Source organism: Mesorhizobium sp. RSR565B, assembly GCF_054719465.1.
On record NZ_JBTTIE010000001.1, the window covers coordinates 1,760,402 to 1,780,177 of the forward strand.

General features: G+C 64.1%; 14 protein-coding genes. 6 read left to right on the plus strand and 8 right to left on the minus strand.

Going from position 1 to position 19,776, the window contains the following annotated elements; genetic code table 11:
- Positions 1-67: 67 nt before the first annotated feature.
- From ACYG9R_RS08400 to ACYG9R_RS08415, 4 genes are all read right to left on the minus strand, one after another.
- Complete coding sequence (locus tag ACYG9R_RS08400) at positions 68-907, minus strand: carbohydrate ABC transporter permease (protein ID WP_023823847.1); 840 nt, start codon at positions 905-907, stop codon at positions 68-70.
- Positions 908-1,133: 226 nt separating this feature from the next.
- Complete coding sequence (locus ACYG9R_RS08405) at positions 1,134-2,063, minus strand: carbohydrate ABC transporter permease (RefSeq protein WP_023822104.1); 930 nt, start codon at positions 2,061-2,063, stop codon at positions 1,134-1,136.
- Between the two features lie 242 nt (positions 2,064-2,305).
- Positions 2,306-3,565, minus strand: coding sequence for an ABC transporter substrate-binding protein (locus ACYG9R_RS08410; protein WP_023823848.1), 1,260 nt, complete (start codon positions 3,563-3,565; stop codon positions 2,306-2,308).
- 1 nt (position 3,566) lies between these two features.
- Positions 3,567-4,523 carry an N-acetylmuramic acid 6-phosphate etherase gene (locus tag ACYG9R_RS08415; RefSeq protein WP_023696935.1) on the minus strand — a complete coding sequence of 319 codons (957 nt, stop codon included), beginning with the start codon at positions 4,521-4,523 and terminating at the stop codon, positions 3,567-3,569.
- Positions 4,524-4,720: 197 nt separating this feature from the next.
- Here ACYG9R_RS08415 and ACYG9R_RS08420 point away from each other — a divergent pair, with 197 nt between their 5' ends.
- From ACYG9R_RS08420 to ACYG9R_RS08445, 6 genes are all read left to right on the plus strand, one after another.
- Positions 4,721-5,599 (plus strand): glucosamine kinase nucleotide-binding domain-containing protein, encoded by an 879-nt coding sequence (locus ACYG9R_RS08420; RefSeq protein WP_023702502.1) that lies wholly within the window; start codon positions 4,721-4,723, stop codon positions 5,597-5,599.
- Positions 5,596-6,378 carry a GntR family transcriptional regulator gene (locus ACYG9R_RS08425; protein ID WP_023696933.1) on the plus strand — a complete coding sequence of 261 codons (783 nt, stop codon included), beginning with the start codon at positions 5,596-5,598 and terminating at the stop codon, positions 6,376-6,378. Before ACYG9R_RS08420 ends, ACYG9R_RS08425 begins: the two co-directional genes overlap by 4 nt.
- On the plus strand, positions 6,375-7,406 hold the full coding sequence (locus tag ACYG9R_RS08430; protein WP_023684262.1) for an SIS domain-containing protein: 1,032 nt from the start codon (positions 6,375-6,377) through the stop codon (positions 7,404-7,406). Before ACYG9R_RS08425 ends, ACYG9R_RS08430 begins: the two co-directional genes overlap by 4 nt.
- On the plus strand, positions 7,403-8,578 hold the full coding sequence (gene nagA, locus ACYG9R_RS08435) for an N-acetylglucosamine-6-phosphate deacetylase (RefSeq protein WP_023806186.1): 1,176 nt from the start codon (positions 7,403-7,405) through the stop codon (positions 8,576-8,578). The genes ACYG9R_RS08430 and nagA overlap by 4 nt, the downstream gene beginning before the upstream one ends.
- Positions 8,579-8,587: 9 nt before the next feature.
- On the plus strand, positions 8,588-9,700 hold the full coding sequence (locus tag ACYG9R_RS08440; RefSeq protein ID WP_023696931.1) for an NAD(P)/FAD-dependent oxidoreductase: 1,113 nt from the start codon (positions 8,588-8,590) through the stop codon (positions 9,698-9,700).
- 72 nt (positions 9,701-9,772) lie between these two features.
- Positions 9,773-11,827 carry an ABC transporter ATP-binding protein/permease gene (locus tag ACYG9R_RS08445; RefSeq protein WP_027049251.1) on the plus strand — a complete coding sequence of 685 codons (2,055 nt, stop codon included), beginning with the start codon at positions 9,773-9,775 and terminating at the stop codon, positions 11,825-11,827.
- A 72-nt stretch (positions 11,828-11,899) separates the two neighbouring features.
- Here ACYG9R_RS08445 and ACYG9R_RS08450 read toward each other — a convergent pair whose 3' ends face one another.
- From ACYG9R_RS08450 to ACYG9R_RS08465, 4 genes are all read right to left on the minus strand, one after another.
- Positions 11,900-13,411, minus strand: a complete 1,512-nt coding sequence (locus ACYG9R_RS08450; RefSeq protein ID WP_031195257.1) for a malonate--CoA ligase — start codon at positions 13,409-13,411, stop codon at positions 11,900-11,902.
- Positions 13,412-13,680: 269 nt separating this feature from the next.
- On the minus strand, positions 13,681-14,418 hold the full coding sequence (locus tag ACYG9R_RS08455; protein ID WP_023694237.1) for a GntR family transcriptional regulator: 738 nt from the start codon (positions 14,416-14,418) through the stop codon (positions 13,681-13,683).
- Positions 14,419-14,912: 494 nt separating this feature from the next.
- A complete protein-coding gene (gene rpe, locus ACYG9R_RS08460) occupies positions 14,913-15,590 on the minus strand; it encodes a ribulose-phosphate 3-epimerase (protein ID WP_023823849.1) in 678 nt (225 codons plus the stop codon).
- Positions 15,591-15,894: 304 nt separating this feature from the next.
- Positions 15,895-19,767: a DUF7929 domain-containing protein gene (locus ACYG9R_RS08465; protein ID WP_023823850.1), complete on the minus strand. Its 3,873-nt coding sequence runs from the start codon at positions 19,765-19,767 to the stop codon at positions 15,895-15,897.
- Between the last annotated feature and the right edge of the window lie 9 nt (positions 19,768-19,776).

The following is a 19,776-nucleotide window of genomic DNA, read 5'->3' on the forward strand; positions in this document are numbered from 1 at the left end:
TGATGGGGAGGTCGGCGCGCAGCGCCGGGTGGGGTGAAGGCTCCAGCAGAGATTTGTAGGGCTCCGCTCACTTGACGGCTCCGGATGTGATGCCGCGGATCAGCTGCCGCGAGAAGATGACGTAGAAGGTCAGCACCGGCATGATCGCCAGCGAGAGTGCGGCCAGGATGGCGTTCCAGTTGGTGACGAACTGGCCGAGGAACAACTGCGCGCCGAGCGTCACCGTCTTGGTCTCTTCCGACGGCGCCAGGATCAGCGGGAACCACAGATCGTTCCAGATCGGGATCATGGTGAAGACGGCGACCGTCGCCATCGACGGCCGCACCAGCGGCAGCACCAGCCGGAAGAAGATCGTGTATTCCGACAGGCCGTCGATGCGGCCGGCATTCTTCAGATCGTCGGACACCTGCTTCATGAATTCCGACAGGATGAAGACGGCCAGCGGCAGCCCCTGCGCGGTGTAGACCAGGATCAGCGCCGTCAGCGTGTTGACCAGCCCGCTCGCCACCATCAATTGCAGGATGGCGACGGTGCCGAGCCGGATCGGGATCATGATGCCGAGCGCGAGGTAAAGCCCCATCAGCGTGTTGCCGCGGAAGCGGTATTCCGAGAGCGCGAACGCCGCCATCGCGCCGAACAGAAGCACGAAGAACAGCGAGGCGACGGTGACGACCAGGCTGTTCTGGAAATAATGGATGAAGTCGCCCTGGCCGATCACCGTGGTGTAGCCGATCAGGTCGAAGGTTTTTGGCGTCGGCGGCGTCAGCGGCTCGCTGAAGATGCCGGCGCGAGATTTGAACGAGTTCATGATGACCAGGATCACCGGAAACAGCGCGATCGCCGTGTAGGTCAACAGGATCGCGTGGGCGCCGATGGTGCGGGGCAGCGAACGGGTGGCGGTGCTCATTGGAAGGTCTCCTGACGAGCGATGACTGTTGAGGTCGGCACCAAGGCACCCCCCTCTGTCCTGCCGGACATCTCCCCCGCAAGGGGGGAGATCAGATGCCGCGACTGCTTTCGCCAATCGCCAACGTTGCAAGACGAGCGGCAAGGCCAGAGCTGCCAATCTCCCCCCTTGCGGGGGAGATGGCCGGCAGGCCAGAGGGGGGTGTTCAAGCTCGACATCTCGCCCCTCAGAACTGGTAGCGACGCAGGCGCGTCTGGACGAGGAACAGGTAGACGCAGACGCCGCCGAGGATGATCAGGAACATCATCGTGGCGATCGCCGCGCCCATATTGGGATCGCCGGTCTGCAACTGAAAGCCGAAGAAGGCGCGGTAGAGGAAAGTGCCCAGAATATCGGTCGAATAGTTCGGGCCGGCGAGCGCCCCTTGCGCGGTGTAGATCAGGTCGAAGGCGTTGAAATTGCCGACGAAGGTCAGGATCGAGATGATGCCGATCGACGGCAGGATCAGCGGCAGCTTGATCTTCCAGAACTGCGACATGCCGGTGATGCCGTCACATTCGGCCGCCTCGATCACCTCTTCGGGGATCGACAAAAGGGCTGCATAGATCAGCATCATCGGGATGCCGACGAACTGCCACACCGAGATCAGGCTGAGCGCGGTCAGGGCATATTGTTCTTTGCCGAGCCACGGCGTGAACAGGCTTTTCAGGCCGACCAGATCCATCAGATGCGGCGCCACGCCCCACAACGGCGACAGGATCAGTTTCCAGGCGAAACCGACGATGACGAAGGACAGGATGGTCGGCACGAAGATCGCGGTGCGGTAGAAGGCGGCGAATCTCAGCCTCGGGCTGGACAGCAATGCCGCCAGCATGACACCGATCGGGTTCTGCACCACCATGTGGATGATGAAGAACCAGGTATTGTTCCGCAGCGCGTTCCAGAAGCCGACCGACCAGTTGGGGTCGCCGAACAACGTACGGAAATTGGTGAAACTGACGAACACCTGATGCTGATCGACATTGCGGAACAGCGACAGCTGCAGCGTGCCGGCGAGCGGCAGGATCATGATCGCCGTATAGACCAGCAGCGCCGGCGCCAGGAAGACGCCGATATGCCAGCGGAACGGTCGTTTCGGTCGTGTTTGTGCGGCCATGAGTGCGGTCCCCGCCGATCAGGTTTAGCAATGCCTTCGACGGCAGCGCTGCCCCTCACCCTTACCCTCTCCCCGTGAAGGACGGGGAGAAGGGGCGCCTGCGTTTCGGCTGATCCTTCTCCCCGTCACTATACGGGGAGAAGGTGCCGGCAGGCGGATGAGGGGCGGCGCCGTCGTTCGTAGTCGATGATGCTATCGAAAAACGCAGGGCCGTCCACTTGGGGCCCTGTCTGTCTCTGAGCTTACTTGCCCGGCTTGTACCAGCTGTCGAGGCCGTCCTGCAGCTTCTTGGCCGCAGCTTCCGGCGTGTCGGTGCCGTTGATGACGTTGGCCGATTCAACCCACGTCTCGTTTTCGAGGTTCGGCGTGCCGCGCGACAGGATCTGGTAGGTCGAGCGGATCGTCGACTTGCACTTGTCGCGCCAGGAGACGAATTCCTGCGCCAGCGGGTCTTCCATCTTCACCGGGGTGGAATTTAGGCTGAAGAAGCCCGGCAAAGCGTTGGCGTAGATGGTGGCGAAGTCCGGCGAGGCGACCCAGGACAGGAAGGTCTTGGCCGCGTCGGCATTCTTCGACGCCGCATTCAGGCCCATGCCGATATCGGTATGGTCGGAGATGTAGCAGGTGTCGCCGGCCTTCTCGACCGGCGGCGGGAAGGCGCCCATCTTGAACTGCGCCTGGGTGTTGAACAGGCCGATCTCCCACGATCCCGCCGGGTAGATGGCGGCGCGGCCAAGCGTGAACAGGTTCTGGCTGTCCGGATAGGTCTGGGCCTCGAAGCCGTCGCCGAGATAAGGCTTCCACTTGGCCAGTTCCTCATAGGGAGCAACCCAGTCCTTGTCGGTCAGCTTCTGGTCGCCCTTGATCAGCGCTGCGCGGCCCTCTTCGCCCTTCCAGTAGTTCGGACCGATGTTCTGATAGCCCATGGTCGCGGCTTCCCAGAGGTCCTTGGTGCCCATAGCCATCGGGATGTAGGTGCCGTCGGCCTTGATCTTGTCGAGCGCGGCGAAGAACTCGTCACGCGTCGTCGGCACCTTGAGGCCGAGCTTGTCGAAGGCGTCCTTGTTGTAGATGAAGCCGTGAATGACCGAGGCCATCGGGACGCAGAAGCTCGCCTTGCCATCGTCGGTCTGCCATGCCGCCTTGGCGACCGGTGAGAAGTTCTCCATGCCGGGCAGCGAAGACAGATCGGCAAGGTTGCCCTTCTTGAACAGTTCGAGCGATTTGTCGAACGGGCGGCAGGTGATCAGGTCGCCAGCCGAGCCGGCGGCGAGCTTGGCGCCGAGTGCGGCGTCATACTCGGTCGGCGCCGACGGTGCGAACACCACTTTGATGCCCGGGTTCTTGGCCTCAAAAGCCGGGATCAGCTTGTCCTTCCAGATGGCAAGGTCGTCGCCGCGCCAGCTTTCGATATTGAGCGTTACGTCATCGGCGTGAGCCAACCCGGCGGTGCCGAGAATGCTGGTGCCGAGAAGCAGTGCCGTCAGTAATCTCGTTGTCATGCTAGTCTCCCTGTTGACCTTTTTCAGGTTCGGTTTTGAGAACAGGGGCCTTCGCGCCCTTGTTCCCCTCGATCGCGGAAAGGGCCGGCCGCAGCTTCTGGCCGGTCCCTTCCAGTATCTTCTCGGCCGCAACGGCGTTGGCAGCGCCGGCGGCGAGCAGAATGGCTGTCTTGACGACGCCGCCGCTCGCTTCGAGCAGCCGCACGGCGTCTTGCCGGTCGCGGCCGCTGATAGCGGCGACGATGCGAGCCGCGCGGTCGCGCAGCTTGATGTTGTCGGCGGTGAGATTGACCATGTAGCCGTCATGGACATGGCCGAGATGGATGGCGGTAAGCGTCGACAGCATGTTGAGCGCGATCTTCTGGGCAGTGCCGGCGCCCATGCGCGTCGAGCCGGCAATCACCTCCGGTGGCGTCTCGAGCAGGATGGCGACGTCGGCCAGCCTGAGCAGGGGCGTGTCCTTGTTGTTGGCAATGGCGATGGTTGCCGCGCCCCGGCTGCGCGCATCCTTCAGCGCCTGCACCGCATAGGGCGTCGAGCCGCTGGCCGAAATCGCGATCAGGCAGTCGCCCTTGCCGATGCCGGCGCCGGCAATTGCCGTCGAGGCTTCGTCGGTGTCGTCTTCCGGTCCGCCGGCCAGGGTCTTGAAAGCGTCGTCGCCACCGGCGATGAGGATGGCGATGCGTTCGCGCTTGATGCCGAAGGTGCCGGGCAACTCCAGCGCGTCAGCCAGCGCCATCAGGCCGGAGCTGCCGGCCGCAGCATAGGCGAGCTTGCCGCCGCCGTTCAGCCGCCCGGCGATGATTTCGGCTGCGGCGGCGATGGCGGGAATGGCGTCGCGCACAGCCTTGGCGGCCTCGATCTGCGCATTGACCAAAGAAGAAAGGATGGCGTCCGGGGCCTGGATGTCCAGTCCCTCGGCATTGCTGTGAAGCGCTTCGGTGCGCGGTTCGGCCATCCCTGTCCCTCCGATGGAAGAACAATACCAAAAAAATACCACTTGTCCACACGCATTAACGAATTGCGAACTGGAAATCGTTGAGCCGGCGAAATTCCCGGGTTTTTCAACCTGATACGCCTTAATCTTTTTGAAACGGAATTAATCCCTTGGCTATTGGTATTTTATTGGTATTATCCGCCCGGAGGAGACATCGCGTGAAATTCGTGCTCGGTATCGACGGCGGCGGCACCAGCTGCAGGGCAGCCCTTGCGACAGGCGATGGCGTTGTCATTGGCCGTGCCAAAAGCGGCGCCGCCAACATCCGCACCGATCTCACCGGCGCTCGCACCCACATCGTCGAGGCTGCTCGTCAGGCCTTCATCGCCGCCGGGCAAGATCCGGACCTGATCCCGCAGACACCAGCCATTCTCGGCCTTGCCGGCGCCAATGTCGGCACCTACCGCCAGCAGCTTGAAGCAATCCTCCCGTTCAGCATCAGCCGCGTCGAGACGGACGCCGAGATCGCGCTCGAAGGGGCAGTCGGCTCTGGTGACGGCGCCATGGCCATCCTCGGCACCGGCACCGCCTATATGGCGCGCAAGGGCGGCACGTCGCGCGCCATCGGCGGCTGGGGCTTTCAGGTCGGTGATCAAGGCAGCGGCGCCCGGATCGGCCGCGACCTGCTGGAGCAGACGCTGCTCGCCCATGACGGCGTCCGGCCGCGCTCAGTCCTGACCGACAGCATGATGGGCATTTTCCGCAACAATCCCGAAGACGTGGTCGAGTTCACCACCAATGCCAAGCCCGGCGATTTCGGCGGCTTCGCGCCCAAGGTTTTCGAGCATGCCGAGAAGGGCGACAGCGTCGCCAACTGGATCGTGGACAAGTCGGTTGCCGATGTCGAGGAGTCGCTCCACGCGCTCGACCTCTCTGATGACGCCCCGCTCTGCCTGCTCGGCGGGCTGGCGCCGCTCTATGGGCCGCGCCTTTCCCAGCGCTACCAGGCGCTGGTGAAAGCGCCGCTCGACGATGCGCTGGGCGGCGCCGTGCAGATGGCGGCCCGCATCTTCGCCAAAGCGGAGGCGACGCGATGAGCGACGCCGCCGACCAGATCTTCGCCACGCTGAAGCAGTCGTCGCAGAGCGGCGCCCCGCTCTATCTGCAGCTCAGGAAAAGCATCGAGGACGCCGTCAATCGCGGCCTGATCGGGCCGGGCGATGCGCTGCCTTCCGAGCGCGACATCGCCACCAAGGCCGACATTTCGCGCGTCACCGTGCGCAAGGCGGTGCAGGATCTGGTCAAGGGCGGCATCCTCGTGCAGCGCCACGGCTCCGGCACCTTCGTCGCGCCGCGCATGGAGCGCGTCGAGCAGTCGCTCTCCAGGCTCACTTCATTTACCGAGGACATGGCAAGGCGCGGCATGGCGGTGCGTTCAGCCTGGCTCGATCGCGACCTCTACCCGCCCTCGCCCGACGAGATGATGGTGCTCGGCCTGTCGTCGAACGAGCTGGTGGCGCGCGTGGCGCGCCTGCGCATCGCAAACGACACGCCGCTGGCCATCGAGCGCGCCTCGTTGTCGGCCAGCGTGCTGCCGGATCCGGCCGGGATAGGCTCGTCACTCTATGCGGCGCTGCAACTGACCGGTAACCGGCCGGTGCGGGCGGTGCAGCGCATATCGGCCGCCAATCTCGGCGACGCCGATGCGCGTCTGCTCGAAGTGCCATCCGGCATTGCCGGCCTGCACATCGAACGCATTTCCTATCTCGCGAGCGGCAAGGTGATCGAGTTCACCCGCTCCATCTACCGCGGCGATGCCTATGATTTCGTCGCCGAATTGCGCCTGACAGGGCCGAGCGAAGAGGGCCGACCATGATCCCCAAGACCACCCATATGCGGCGCGAGATCGACGAAATTCCGCAAGCCGTCGCTCGCCTGCTCGATGGCTCGGCGGCGGTGCTGACCGAGGCCGGACGCGGCATTCGCGAGCGCGATCCGAGCTTCGTCGTTACCGTCGCGCGCGGTTCGTCCGACCATGCCGCCACCTTCATGAAATATGCCGTCGAACTGACCGCCGGCCTGGCCGTCGCTTCGGTCGGTCCATCGGTCGCCTCGATCTACGGCGCCAAGCTCAAGCTCGCCGGTTCGGCTTGCCTCGCCATCTCGCAATCCGGCAAAAGCCCTGATATCGTCGCCATGGCCGAGACGGCACGAGCCGGCGGTGCGCTCACCGTCGCCATCACCAACACCGCCGATTCGCCGCTGGCGCGGGCTTCGGATTTTGCCATCGACATTCTGGCCGGCCCCGAGCGCAGCGTCGCGGCGACCAAGACATTCGTCAATTCGGCGGTCGCCGGCCTGGCGCTGATGGCGCATTGCACCGGCGACGACAGACTGCTGGCCGCCCTTGCCCGCCTGCCCGAGCATTTCAGCAAGGCGATCGCCTGCGACTGGATGGCGCTGGCCGGCGCATTGGAGACACCGCAATCGCTGTTCATCCTGGGACGTGGCCCGTCGGCGGCGATGGCCAACGAGGCGGCGCTGAAATTCAAGGAGACCTGCGGCATGCATGCAGAGGCCTATAGCGCCGCCGAAGTCATGCACGGCCCGCTGGCCCTGGTCGGGCCAGGCTTCCCGGTGCTGGCGCTCGCCGCCCGCGATGCCTCCGAGCCGTCCGTGGCAGAGGCTGCCGACAACCTTGCCGGCAAGGGTGCAGCAGTTTTTGTAACCTCGGACAAAGCCAAGAGCGCGGCGCGGCTGCCGCATGTCGCCACCGGTCATCCCTTGACTGACCCGCTGACGCTGATCGTCTCCTTCTACGGCTTCGTCGAAGCCTTCGCCCGCCATCGCGGCCTCGATCCGGATGTACCGCGCAATCTGCGCAAGGTGACGGAAACCGTATGAGCGACCGTTTTGCCCTGACTGGCGCCCGAATTTTCGATGGCGACGACTGGCATGACAACGCCGCCCTTGTCGTGCACGGCGATGTGGTCGAAGGCATTCATCCCGTCGGCGCCATTCCGTCGGGCGTTGCCCGCATCGACGCCGGGGGCGGCATGCTGGTGCCGGGTTTTGTCGACCTGCAGGTCAATGGCGGCGGCGGCGTCATGCTCAACGACCATCCCGATGTCGCCTCGCTGGCAACAATCTGCCGGGCGCATGCGCCGTTCGGCACGACCGCACTGCTGCCGACGCTGATCACAGATACGCCTGACATCACCGCCGCGGCCATTGCCGCCGGCACCGGGGCGGCACGGCAAAAACTGCCGGGATTTCTCGGCCTGCATCTCGAAGGGCCGCATCTCTCCGTCGCCCGTAAGGGCGCGCATGAACCGGCGCTGATCCGGCCGATGACGGATGCGGATGAAGCGGCGCTGGTCGCGGCACGCAAAAACCTGCCGGTGCTGCTGACGACGATAGCGCCTGAATCCGTCGAGCCTGCCCGCGTTGCGGCCTTGGCCAAGGCCGGTGTGATTGTCAGCCTCGGCCATTCCGACACCGGCTACGCCACGGCCAGAGCCTTTGCCGATGCCGGCGCCAGCGTGGTCACACATCTGTTCAACGCCATGAGCCAGATCGGCAACCGTGAGCCGGGGCTGGCGGGTGCGGCCATCGACATAGGCAGTCTGTCGGCCGGGATCATCGCCGACGGCATCCATGTCGATCCCGCCACCATGGCAATCGCGCTGCGCGCCAAGCAGGGGCCGGGCAGGATCGTGCTGGTCACCGACGCCATGGCGACGATCGGCACCGACATGACGTCGTTCACCCTTAACGGCCGCATCATCTATCGCAAGGATGGCAGTCTGCGGCTGGCCGACGGCACGCTGGCCGGCGCCGATCTCGATATGATCTCGGCCGTCCGCTACATGCACAGGATCGTCGGGCTGGACCTGTCGGAAGCGTTGCGCATGGCCTCGCTCTATCCGGCGCAGGCGGTCGGCCAGGCCCACCGGCTCGGCCGCTTCGCCAATGGCACGGCTGCCGATATCGTCGCTCTGTCGGACGCCCTCGACGTCAACGGCGTCTGGATCGGCGGCGACAAGGTTTTTGCAGGCGCGGACAGTCCGCGCTAAAGTCCACCCATGCATGATGTCGACTGCGTTGTCGCCGGAGCCGGTGTTGTCGGCCTCGCCATTGCCCGCGCGCTGGCGCTGTCGGGCCGCGAGGTGCTGGTGGTCGAGAAGGCCGCAGCCATCGGCACGGGCACCAGTTCGCGCAATTCGGAAGTCATCCATGCCGGGCTTCATTATACGCCGGGCAGCCTGAAGGCCCGTCTCTGCGTCAACGGCCGCGAGCGTCTCTATGCCTATTGCCGCGAGCACGACGTCGCCCATCATCGCACCGGCAAACTGATCGTTGCCGTCCAACCCGAGCAGTTGGACAAACTGCAGGCGATCCAGATCAACGCGGCGCAATGCGGAGTCGGTGACCTCAAGCTTTTGACGCGCGCAGAGGCTGAAAGCCTGGAACCGGCGCTGAGCTGCGCCGGCGCGCTGCTGTCGCCGTCAACCGGCATCGTCGACAGCCAGGCGCTGATGCTGTCATTGCGTGGAGACGCGGAAGCGGCCGGCGCATCTTTCGCCTTGCTCACCGTTGTCTCAGGCGCGAGCATCGAAGCCGACGGCATCCGGATCGACACGCGCGACGCCGATGGCGAGGGTTTCACCTTGAAGACCGGCGCCTTCATCAACGCCGCCGGCCTCGACGCGCAGGCGCTCGCCGGCCGCATCGAAGGCCTCCCGCAAGACCGTGTTCCGCCGCTGTGGCTGGCGCGCGGCAATTATTTCGCGCTTTCCGGCCGCTCGCCCTTTTCGCGGCTGATCTATCCGGTGCCGGTCCATGGCGGCCTCGGCGTGCATCTGACCCTCGACATGTCGGGGAGCGCGCGCTTTGGCCCGGATGTCGAATGGATCGATCGCGTCGACTATACCGTCGATCCCGCACGAGGCGCTGCCTTCTACGACGAAATCAGGCGCTACTGGTCCGGCCTGGCGGACGGCGCCTTGCAACCGGCCTATGCCGGCGTCAGGCCGAAACTGTCCGGTCCGGGCCAGCCGCCCGCCGACTTCGTCATCCAGGGACCGGCTGACCACGGGGGCGGTCAGATCGTCAATCTGTTCGGCATCGAGAGCCCTGGCCTTACCGCCAGCCTCGCCATGGCAGAGCATGTCGTTGGGCTTTTATATCCGCAATGACGGACGTTTCCTGAAACGTCGGGCAGGCGCATACCATGAAACCTTTTGATATGGAGGTCGTTGTCGGGGCATATGTCCGAGGCAAAACCCAAATCGGAACCGACCGACGGTGTCGGAGCGCGCGATGCCACGAAGTCGCGCCGGGAAAAGCCGTCACGGCAAACGCGCGGAGATGGACCGCGCGAGGACACGCCGCGCGAGAAAAAAGCATCGACAGTGGAAGCCGCCTCCGAGCCCGTTGGCGAGGCTGCGCCGCCGCCGGATGCCGTCGAACCCGATCCCAAGCTGACGCCTGAGCAGGCCGAGCAGGCGCGCAAGAAATATCTGCTGCGGCGTTTCTGGATCAGCGGGCGCGGCTATTGGGGGAGGCATGGCGACAAGCTCGCCTGGCCTTTGACGATCGGAGTGCTGCTGCTGATCTGCATCAACATCGGTTTCCAGTATGGCATCAATGTCTGGAACCGCTCGATGTTCGATGCCCTCGAGCAGCGCAACGCCCGCACGGTCTATCTCCTCAGCGCCGTATTCGTGCCGCTGGTGATCTGCAGCGGCAGCCTTGTCGTCGCGCAGGTCTACCTGCGCATGACGATCCAGCGCCGCTGGCGTTCCTGGCTGACCACCGGGGTGGTCGCGCGCTGGCTGGCAAACGGCCGCTACTACCAGCTGAACCTCGTGGGCGGCGACCACCAGAACCCCGAGGCCCGCATGACCGAGGACCTGCGCATCGCCACCGAGTCGCCGGTCGATTTCACCGCCGGCGTCCTCAACGCGTTCCTGTCGGCCTCGACCTTTATCGTCGTGCTGTGGACCATCGGCGGCGCGCTCACCCTGCCGATCGGCGGCGAGAGCATCACCATTCCCGGCTTTCTGGTCATCACCGCGATCATCTATGCCGCCATCACCTCGACCTCGATGGTGGTCATCGGCCGCGATTTCGTCCAGCTCTCCGAGCGGAAGAACCAGGCGGAGGCCGAACTGCGTTACACGCTGACGCGCGTGCGCGAAAACGGCGAGAGCATCGCCTTGCTGGGAGGCGAGGACGAGGAGCGCAGCGGCATCGACAGAAATTTCGGCCACGTGCTGAGGCAATGGGCTCTGCTGACCGGACAGCACATGCGCACGGCGGCGGTGTCGCAGGGATCGAGCCTGTTTGCGCCGGTCGTGCCGATCCTTTTGTGCGCGCCAAAATTCCTCGAAGGCTCGATGACGCTTGGCGAGGTGATGCAGGCGGCGTCTGCCTTTGGCATCGTGCAAGGCGCGTTCGGCTGGCTGGTCGACAACTATCCGCGCCTCGCCGACTGGAACGCCTCCGCGCGGCGCATTGCCTCGCTGATGATGTCGCTAGACGGGCTCGAGCGCGCCGAGCAGAGCGATGCGCTCGGACGCATCAACCGAGGCGAAGCCGAAGACGGCGCCATCCTCAGCCTCGACAATCTTTCCGTGACACTCGACGACGGCACCTCCGTGGTCAAGGAAACCGAGGTCGTGATCGAGCCGGGCGAGCGGGTGCTGGTTTCAGGCGAATCCGGTTCAGGCAAGTCGACGCTGGTGCGGGCCGTCGCGGGCCTGTGGCCATGGGGCGGCGGCAGCGTCAATTTCCACACCGACAGGCGCCTGTTCATGCTGCCGCAACGCCCCTACATCCCTTCCGGAACGCTTCGCCGCGCGGTCGCCTATCCCGCGGCGGCGGACAAGTGGACCATCAAGCAAATCAAGGCTGCCCTCGACAAGGTGGGGCTTGGCTATCTCACCGGCAGGATCAAGGAAGAGGCGCCATGGGACCAGACGCTGTCGGGCGGCGAAAAGCAACGCCTCGCCTTCGCGCGCCTGCTGCTGCATCGCCCCGATATCGTGGTGCTGGATGAAGCGACTTCGGCGCTCGACGAGAAGAGCCAGGACACGATGATGTTGACGGTGATCCGCGAACTGCCTGACGTCACCATCATCAGCGTGGCGCATCGTGCGGAGCTCGAAGCCTTCCACAGCCGCAAGATCACCCTGGAGCGGCGCGAGGGCGGCGCCAAGCTCGTCAGCGACGTCGACCTCATCCCGCGCAAGCGCAAACGCAGCCTGCTGAACCGCGCTTTGTGGGGTTCCAGCACTCGGGTGAAAAAGCCGCGCAGGTAAAAGGCGCCACTGCCGAACCGCGAACAGATGTCCAGGCGAAGCGCTTGGGCAAAGACATTAGCCGGCTATGGATTAGCCGTAGAGACCCTTGTAGGTCTCGCGCAGCAGGTTCTTCTGCACCTTGCCCATCGTGTTGCGCGGCAGCTCATCGACGAAGATCACCTGCTTCGGGTGCTTGTATTTGGCCAGCTGGCCGGCAATGGCGCCAACGATCTCGGCCCCGGTGATCTGCGATGCCGGCGCCCGCACCACGACAGCGGTGACGCCTTCGCCGAAATCGGGATGGGCAATTCCGATGACGGCACTTTCCAAGACGCCGGCAACGGCGTCGATCTCGCTCTCGATCTCTTTGGGATAGATGTTGTAGCCGCCGGAGATAATGAGATCCTTGCCGCGGCCGACGATGTGGACGTAGCCGTCCGCGTCGATGATGCCGAGGTCGCCGGTGATGAAGAAGCCGTCCTTGCGAAACTCCGCCTTGGTTTTTTCCGGCATGCGCCAATAGCCGGAAAAGACATTCGGACCTTTGACCTCGATCATGCCGACTTCACCCTGGCCAAGCGCATCGCCGCTGTCAGGGTCGGCGATGCGCAGCGAAACGCCGGGCAGCGGGAAGCCGACCGTGCCGGCCCGACGCTCGCCCTCATAGGGGTTCGACGTGTTCATGTTGGTCTCGGTCATGCCGTAGCGCTCGAGAATGGCGTGGCCGGTGCGCTCGCGCCAGGCCTTGTGCGTTTCGGCGAGCAGCGGCGCCGAGCCGGAAACGAACAGGCGGATGTTCTTCGCCGCCTGGGCATCCAGCCCGTCCTGCTGCAGGAGCCTGGTATAGAAGGTCGGCACCCCCATCATCACTGTCGCGCGGGGCAAGAGCGAGACGATGCGGCCGGCGTCGAATTTCCGCTCGAACAGCATCGAGGCGCCGGCCATCAGGGTGACGTTGGTGGCGACGAACAAGCCGTGCGTATGGAAGATCGGCAACGCGTGGATCAGCACGTCATCCCCGGTGAAACGCCATTGCTCGACCAGCACGCGCGCATTGGAGGCCAGGTTTTCATGGCTGAGCATGGCGCCCTTGGAGCGTCCGGTGGTGCCGGATGTGTAAAGGATTGCGGCCAGATCGTCCGGCCCGCGCGCCACGGCGTCGAAATCCGTGGGCTGTTGTGCCGCCAGTGCGGTCAGCGAGCCCTCACCATTGCTGCCAAGCGTGACGGTGGCAGCACCCGACGCCTGCGCCAACGGCGCGATAGCGCCGGCGCGGGCCGGGTCGCAGACGACCAGCCGCGGCTCGGCATCCCCGAAGAAATAGCCGAGTTCGGCCAGCGTGTAGGCGGTGTTGAGCGGCAGGAAGACCGCGCCGGCGCGCAGGCAGGCGAGGTAAAGGAAAATGCATTCGGGGCTTTTTTCGACCTGCACGGCAACGCGGTCGCCAGGCTCGACGCCGAAATGCCTCAGCGCATGTGCCAGCTGTGCCGATTGCGCCAGCATGTCGCGATAGGCGATCGCGCGTCCGTCATCGGTCGCCATCAGGATGCGCTCGGAGGCTGAAATCCGGCTGCGGAACGCGTCGAACAGGTGATTGGTCATGCGCCTTCCCTAGAGCATGATGCCGAAAAGTGTGAAGCGGTTTTCGGAGGACATGCTCTACCCTTTGATTTAGCCGGATGATTTCAGGTCGATTCGGCCTGAAATCATCCGGCTCTAGCGCATGGCCTTGGAACAAAGGAAACGATTTCGCCTCCGTCCGGCAAAAACGTGAAATCGGGTTTGCCGCCGATCAGATGAAGGCAAGCGGACTTGGATAGCGGGCGATTTTGGATAGCGGGCGGATTTTGGATAGCGGACCGGAAGCGCTTCTATCTGCGGCTGCGCAGCGCCTTGGTGGCGCTCACGCGTGGATCGCCGCTGTCGTTGAAGCGCTCCATGCACATGGCTGCCGTCAGACGGTAGTGGTTGAGGAGGGCTTCAACGGCGCCGTCCGCATCGCCATCCACCGTGCGCTCCGCAATCAGCCGATGTTCACTGATTTCGTCGCGCTCGCTGCCGTCCTGGGAGATCAGCCGGTAACGGGAGGCCTGATCCGAAAGCTGGTCGCAAAAGCCGGTCAGCCAATGCGAGCGGCAGCCTGCGATCAGTGCCCGATGGAAGGCGCGGTGCAGCTTTTCCCATTCCGGATTGTTCGAGGACGGATCCTCCGGCAAGCGGCGCGGGGCACGCGCCAGGCGATGCAAGGCCAGCACGAGCTGCTCTTCCCATTCGCCGGTGCGGTTGGCAATGGATTCACGCAGCGCCCGCTCTTCCAGCCAGCAGCGGGTGCGCGTCAATTCCTCGAGTTCTGGGGCGCTGACCGGCATGATGAAGAAACCGCGCTGGTCGTGGCGGCCGAGCAGGCCTTCCGAAGCAAGTCGGTTGAGGGCCTCGCGAACCGGTGAGGCGCCGGCGCCGTAACGGGAAACCACCCATTCGACACGAAGCTTGCTTTCACTTTCAAACACGCCGCGCAGGAGATCGTCGCGAAGCTGTTGATAGACCGTACTAGCGAGTGTGCTCTTGGGTCCCGCGCCTTCGCTCACATCGGCAGATCCGTAGGTCAATACGACTCCTGTAGCTCTCCCATGCTCCGCTAGCCCGTTCGCGAAGCAAACGATTTCCCCTGTAAATTTACTGTAACTCCTAAGACATCCGCCCCTCAAGCGAAAGATCACGATATTCGACTTAAAGAGGAAGGTTGACCGCATCTTATCCGCCGGAAGTAACTAAAATCGTGAAAAACTTGTTCTTCTGAAGAAAGTTTGTCTGCCAGCATGGCAGGTGCCCTCGAGAAACAGCTTCGAGATCCCGAATACGGATAATTTTTTCTTAACGCGCGTCATGCCGCCGGATTGACCTCTCCCCGCATGCAGATCCCTTCGGCAGTTATCCACTAGATTTATGGGCCAAAACTAGTGCCGGATGCCGCGATCCTGTCGCTTGCCGCGATGCCCTTGCGGCTGCCACCCGTTGACGGCTTTTTGGGAGATCGAAGGATCAGGCAGGGAGATCAGGCCGAGGAGAACCTACCAGCCGGGAACTTGCCCTGGAACTGATGTCAGCCGGCAGCCCGGTCGGCCGCGGTTCGGATGGCTTCTATATTGGCCCGGTAGGCTTCGACGCTGCCGCCCTTGAAGATGGCGGCGCCTGCCACCAGCACATCGGCGCCGGCTGATGTGACCAGGGGGGCGGTTTCCGGCGACACGCCGCCGTCGACCTCGATGCGAATCGGCCGGTTGCCGATCAGCGCTTTCACCCGCTTGACCTTGTCGACCATGGCCGGGATGAAGGCCTGGCCGCCAAAGCCCGGATTGACGGTCATGATCAGGATCAGGTCGAGCCGGTCGAGCACATATTCGATCGCACTTTCCGGCGTCGCCGGATTGAGCGATACGCCGGCCTTCTTGCCGAGACCCTTGATGGTCTGAAGCGAGCGGTCGAGATGCGGTCCGGCCTCGGCATGCACGGTCATGCCGTCGCAGCCGGCATCGGCAAAGGCGGCCAGATAAGGATCGGCCGGCGCAATCATCAAATGGCAGTCGAAAAAGGCCTTGGTGCGGTTGCGGATGGCCTTGATCACCGGCGGGCCGAAGGTGATGTTGGGCACGAAATGCCCGTCCATCACGTCGAGATGGATCCAGTCGGCGCCGGCCGCCGTCACCGCCTCGACCTCGTCGCCGAGCTTCGAGAAATTCGACGCCAGCACCGATGGCGCGATCAGGGTCTTCCTGCTCATGATGCGGCCCCTTTGGGCGCCCTGTTTGCGGGCGCGGCCTTGACGACTGCTAGAGCAATTCCAAGAAAAGTGGGAACGGCTTTCCGTCCGGAATTGCGTGAAAACAAAGAGATAGAGCGGTTCGGCTTTTCCACCAAACGATGAACTGCTCTAGACCATGATCCCGGAAAGGGAAAGTCGGTATTTGCTGCGCCCGGCAGCGGGTTCGGCGAATACCTGGCCGCCCGATCGCCGCAGCGCGCCCAAGGAAAAACCCCGCCGGATCGCTCCGGCGGGGTTCTGAATTTTGACTCGTATCCAGATCCTATGGCTTGAAGTTGGCCGCCGGATCCCTTTGCGGCTGTACCTGCGTCTGCGGCGTGCGCTTCGGTATGAACTGCTGAAGGACACCTGGATTGAGCAACAGGGTCGGATCGAGCGACGGCTGCTGCCGGATCGCCCTGCAGTTCGGGAACCGACCAACCGTGCCTTCGGGGCAGCGCCGCTTGATGATCGGCACGCACTGGCCGCCGACCATCTGCGAGCCCGGGGCGCAGTCTCCCACCTGCGGCCTCGGCTTGCGGCATGCGCCGTCGATCACCTGGGTGCCGCGCGGGCAAACACACTCGCCGCGCTTGTTGTGCACCTGGCCGCGTATGTCGCACTGTTCCAGCACAGGCTTCTTCTGCCGGCAGGCATTGCCTTGCACCTCGGTACCCCGCGGGCAGACACAATTGCCGTTGGCGTCGTGGACCTGGCCGCGGATCGAGCACTGCTCGGGCTTCGGCCGGATCGGCCGGCAGACCTTGCCCCTGACTTCTGTGCCGTCCGGGCAGACGCAATCGCCATTGGCGTTTTGGATCTGACCACGGATCGAGCATTGTTCAGGCTTTGGCCGGATCGGCCGGCAGGCTCCATTGCGCACCTCTGTCCCACGCGGGCAGACACAATCGCCATCGGCGTCATGAACCTGGCCGCGTATGCCGCACTCCTCGGGCTTCTGCTTGTCGCGCACGCAGGCATTTGCCTGTCGGTCGAGATGCGTACCTTCCGGGCAGTAGCAGCCATTGCCGTCCGACGTCGGGACCGAACCGGGGATGGTGCAGCCAGGCTTGTCGGTCTTGATGCAAGCGCCGTTCTCAAGCTCGGTTCCGCGGGGGCAGACACAGCGTCCATCCTCGGTGCGGATCTGGCCCTTGAGCAGCACGCAGGGCCTTGGATCCTTTGGCTGGATGATGACGCCGCCGTCGGGCGAGCACTGGCCGTTGCGGAACGTCGTGCCTTCCGGACACACGCACCGACCGGCATCGTTCATGACGAACCCCGGCGAGCATTCCTTCTTCACCTCGCGCTTGATGGTGAAGGGATGGCAGGCATAGGCCTTGCCGCGATCGCCCTGGATATTGGTCAGGTCGCCGGGCAGTACGTCGCCGCCGCCTTGCACCCTGGTGTCGGGAGACAAGACCCCGACGCAGTTCTGGCCGCTGACGTTGCCCCGCAGATTGGCCAGGGGAGCGTCGGGAAGGACCACGGTGACCTTGTGCACATGGCTTTCCCCGGCGCCGAGCGTCAGGTTGGCAATGCAGGTCAACGGCAAGGTCGTCGGTTCGGGCGAGCAGCCGAAGGGCGGCTCGATCGAGGTGATCGCGACGCCTTGCAGCCGCCCCAGCCCGTCCACCCCGATCGCATCGCCGATGCGGACCGGACCGGAGAAGGCGGTCTGGCCATCATTGGTGATGGTGATCTCGAACGAGCAGGGTTGCCCGGGCTGGCACTCGGCATCGCCGGTCTTCTTGACGCTGATGGTGGACGTGCCGCCGCCCTTGGCGCAGGCCTGGCCGATAGGGTAGACGATATCGTCTCCAGGGGCCGGGCCATACGAGCCGCGTGCGCAGTTCTCGAACGCGCCATTGGCCGAGACCGTCACGTCGAAGTGCCTCGATGTTCCGGGAGTCATCACGGCGCCGGGAATCTGGCACGACAGCGCATTGGCCGGAACCGCTCCGCAGGCCCATTCCGCACCGTCGGGTGTGACGGTCTGGATCTGGACCGGCGCGCCACCCGATATCAGCGTGGCAGCATCGTTGACCCGCACCGGACCGGTGGGGGCAGAGGTGCCAAGGCTGATGACGGTGATGCGGCAGGAAACCACCGCCGCACCGGCGAGCGAGCCATTGCAGACCTTGGTGATGCGTAGGGTCGGCTTGCCGCCATTGGGATGACGGAAGCGTTCCTTGGCGCAGGCCTTGTTGTTGGTGAGGTCGACCTCACCGGGGACGGGCTTCAGCGCCGCGCAGTTCTCGACCGAATCCGACTGGTAGCCGGCCGGCATGACCGCCCTGACGACGATCGGCGTCGAGGCGCCCGGCATCAGCACGATGCCTGCATTGTCGCAGCGGAACTGGCCGGGACCGTTCGGTCCGCATGTCCAGGGCGGAGACGGGCCGAAGGTCGAAGAGGCCGGCGCGCCGCCCGGGTAATTGTCGATAACCGTCAGCGGCCCATTATAGGGGACGCTGCCATTGTTGATGATGTCGATCACGAAGTAGCAGATGCCGTCGGGTGTGCAGACCGGGATGCGGGCACGCTTCTTCAGGATCAGGTCGACCTTCTTGTCGACCGGGGGCCGGCAATCGCGGTCGCGGTCGCCACGCCGGCAGATCGGGATCGAGGCACAGCCGCGATCGTTCTGCTGGCTGCCGAACAGCGGCTTGCCGCTGGCGCCGTAATTATAGGTGGCGCAGTTGCGCAGCGCGCTGCCTTGCCAACCACCCGCCGGCTTGAAGCCGAGCTTGAGGTTGATGGAGGCCCCCGGATTGAGCGTGGTCACCGGATAGGTGCACGTCATCGGGGTCACGCCGGGCATGCATACCCAGGGCGGATTGGGCCCCGAATCCAGCGTCGAGCCGGCCGGCAGCGTCACCTCGTCGAGCACGATCTTGCCGTGATACGGCCCGTCGCCGACATTGGTGACCCGGATGGTGAAGTCGCAGCCGCCGCCCATCGTGCAACGCGTCACATCGGCGCGTTTCTCGACCTTGAGGTCCGGTTCCTTGTCCTTGGGCGGACATCTCAGGTCACGCGGGATGATGATGTCGATGGTCTGCGTGCAGCACAGGCCCCAACCCTCCTTCGGGCCGGCATAAGTCTCGATGCCGGTGACGATGAGGTGGATGACGTCGCCGGGCGATGCGCCGACGATCTTCCAGTTCAGCACACCGCCGCCCGCCGGCACCAATTGCGTGTCGGGGATGATGATGATGCCTGGGGTCGTCGTCGATACCTGCACCCATTTGCCGCCCATCTCCGGGCCGACAGGCATGTGGTAGATGAACGCGCCGCCGCCTTGCACGCAATCGACCGTGCCGCGCTCCACCTTGAAACATTCCCGGTCGGGAGGCGGAGGCCGCTTGTCACAGTTGGTGAGGTCGATCTTGATCGAGGTCTTGGCCCCGGTCTTGTAGTAGCCGTCGTCGGGCTTGCCCGGATCCTGCGACGGGATGATGGCCCCCGTGCCGACGCCCGGCGTCACCTTGATCATGCCCTGGTTGTCGACGATGGTCGGCGAAGGAAACGCCGCATGGTCGATCTTGGCGGTGATCTTGAAATTGATGACGCGTTCATTGCCAGCCCCAGCGCCGTCGAGATCGGTGGCGGAAATCCGGAAATCGGAAACCATTGCCGTATCGTTCGGATTAGCCGAGGTGCTGATTGTCGCACCCGGCAGCGGTCCGCCAGACGCATCCGTGCCGTCGCCGGACACGTTGACGTTGACGATCGCAAGACCGTGCGGAAGCTGATCCTTGAAGTCGAGTTGGAGTTTCTTCAGCCTGGCCGAAAAGCTTGGGTCGGCAAAGCCTTGCGGGTCGCCGCGCAGGCCAAAGCTCAGAGAGTAGACGACGTAGTCGCAGCTCCTCTGTGTGCCTGTTTTGGTGAAGAACGGCACGATCCGTTCCGGCCTCGGATTGACGATTTTTGAATTGTCGAGGTCGAGCCGCAGTTCCGGAGTGATCGGGACTGCATCTTCGGCGTGGCTTGCCACAGGGGTGAACATGGCGACCGCGATACCGGCCGCCATCAGCCAGCGCGCGCCGCGCCTGGCATATGACAGGGGTTTCATGATGGTCTCCATGACGGTTGGCTGCTTGCCGGTGGATTGACTGCTCTTCGCGGTCGGGGAAAGTGCGAGATTTTTCATCTTTCCCTC